Here is a 2,041-nt window from a genome sequence, read left to right as displayed (position 1 = left end):
CCCCGACCGCCGCAACAACCCCGTCGGCAGCCGATGCCGCCAAATCCCCGCTGGCCCGGCTGGGCTCGGCCTTCGTCGGCCGCCTGGTCATCATCGTCCCCTATCTCTGGCTGCTGTTCTTTTTCCTCATCCCGTTCGTCATCGTCTTCAAGATCTCGCTGTCGCAAACGGCGATCGCGATGCCGCCCTACACGCCGGTGCTTGATTTCAGCGGCGGCTGGTTCGGTTTTGTCGGACAGCTCAGAGAGCTCAGCATCGACAACTACACTTTGCTGACCAAGGATTCGCTGTACTTCAATGCTTATGTGACCAGTCTGATCATCGCCGCGATCTCGACGGTGCTGACGCTGATCGTCGGCTATCCCATCGCCTACGGCATGGCGCGCGCGCCGGCGGCGATCCGGCCGACCTTGCTGATGCTGGTCATCCTGCCATTCTGGACCTCGTTCCTGATCCGCGTCTATGCCTGGATCGGCATCCTCAAGCCGGAAGGCTTGCTCAATGAGTTCCTGCTTGGCATCGGCATCATCCACGAGCCGCTGCTCATCCTCAACACCTATAAGGCGATCTTCATCGGCATCGTCTATTCCTACCTGCCGTTCATGGTGCTGCCGCTCTATTCATCGCTGGAGAAGATGGACCATTCGCTGATCGAGGCCGCCAAGGACCTTGGCTGTCCGCCGATCAGCGCCTTCTGGAAAATCACCTTCCCGCTGTCGCTGCCGGGCGTCATCGCCGGCTGCCTGCTGGTGTTCATCCCGGCAGTCGGCGAGTTCGTCATTCCCGACCTGCTCGGCGGCTCGCAGACACTGATGATCGGCAAGACCTTGTGGAGCGAGTTCTTCGGCAACCGCGACTGGCCGCTGTCGTCGGCGGTTGCCGTCATCCTGCTGCTGCTGCTGATCGTTCCGATCATGCTCTTCCAGCGGGCCCAGGCGCGCGCGCAGGAGCAGGGCAGATGAACACCACCTGGAGCCGCTTCAACATCACCTCGGTCGTGCTCGGCTTTGCCTTCCTCTATCTGCCGATCGTGCTGCTCATCGTCTTCTCCTTCAACGAGTCGAAGCTGGTCACCGTCTGGGGCGGCTTCTCGACCAAATGGTACGTCTCGCTGTTCCACAACCAGGGCCTGATGGACGCGACCTGGGTGACGGCGCGCGTCGGCGTCATTTCGGCCACCGTCGCCACCGTGCTTGGCACGCTCGCCGCCCTCACTTTGACGCGCTACACACGCTTCCGGGGACGCATCCTGTTTTCCGGCATGGTCTTTGCGCCGCTTGTCATGCCGGAAGTCATCACCGGCCTGTCGCTGCTCCTGCTCTTCGTCGCCGTCGGCCTCGACCGCGGCTTCCTTACCGTCACGCTCGCCCACATTACCTTCACCATGTGCTTCGTGGCCGTCGTCGTGCAGTCGCGCCTGGTCTCGTTCGACCGCTCCCTGGAGGAGGCGGCGATGGATCTCGGCGCGCCGCCGGTGAAAACCTTCTTCCACATCACTCTGCCGGTGATCCTGCCGGCGATCGTCTCCGGCTGGATGCTGGCCTTCACGCTGTCGCTCGATGATTTGGTCATCGCCTCCTTCACCTCGGGGCCGGGCGCCACGACGCTGCCGATGAAGATCTACAGCCAGGTTCGCCTTGGCGTGACGCCGGAAATCAACGCCGCCTGCACCATCCTGATCGCGGTCGTCGCCGTTGGCGTCATCATCGCCTCGGTCGCCAACAAGCGCCGCGAGGTCCAGCGCCAGCGCGACGAGCAGGCCGCGCAGCGAGGCTAGGGCAGGCAAGCGCGAAATTATTCGCCGGAAACGCCGCGGCTGATCGGCGAGATGAACGGCGTGCTCCAGGTGCCGCCGACGAAGAAGGTCGACTGCTTGGGCGGCGCCGGCTGGCCATTCGCCTGCGCGGCCGGCGGGTCCGGCTGGACGATGCCGCCGGACAGCGCCAGCCCGCGTCCGGCATAGGAGGCGATGCCGGACAGCCAGATCTTGGATTTCGCCGAATTGGCTTCGGCCTTGTCGAGTCGCGCCACACCCTTGGAG

Annotated in this window: 2 protein-coding genes and 1 pseudogene; 2 read left to right on the top strand and 1 reads right to left on the bottom strand. The window is 63.7% G+C overall.

What is annotated here, in order from left to right; genetic code table 11:
• Positions 1–50 precede the first annotated feature (50 nt).
• Positions 51–962: an ABC transporter permease subunit gene (locus tag EN781_RS31350; protein WP_127400671.1), complete on the top strand. Its 912-nt coding sequence runs from the start codon at positions 51–53 to the stop codon at positions 960–962.
• Entirely contained in the window at positions 959–1,777 is an 819-nt protein-coding gene (locus tag EN781_RS31345; protein ID WP_126056450.1) for an ABC transporter permease subunit, read from the top strand. Before EN781_RS31350 ends, EN781_RS31345 begins: the two co-directional genes overlap by 4 nt.
• Before the next feature lie 17 nt (positions 1,778–1,794).
• On the opposite strand, the pseudogene EN781_RS31340 reads toward EN781_RS31345, so the two are convergent.
• Positions 1,795–2,041: pseudogene (locus EN781_RS31340) on the bottom strand (AsmA family protein); the annotation flags it as partial.

Origin of the sequence: Mesorhizobium sp. M4A.F.Ca.ET.090.04.2.1 (assembly GCF_003999085.1) — a bacterium.
Taxonomy (GTDB): domain Bacteria; phylum Pseudomonadota; class Alphaproteobacteria; order Rhizobiales; family Rhizobiaceae; genus Mesorhizobium.
This window is presented reverse-complemented; position numbering and strand designations above follow the sequence as displayed.

Coding starts and splice junctions, on each gene's coding strand:
- EN781_RS31345 (WP_126056450.1), top strand. CDS start 959: ATGAACACCACCTGGAGCCGCTTCAACATCACCTCGGTCGTGCTCGGC.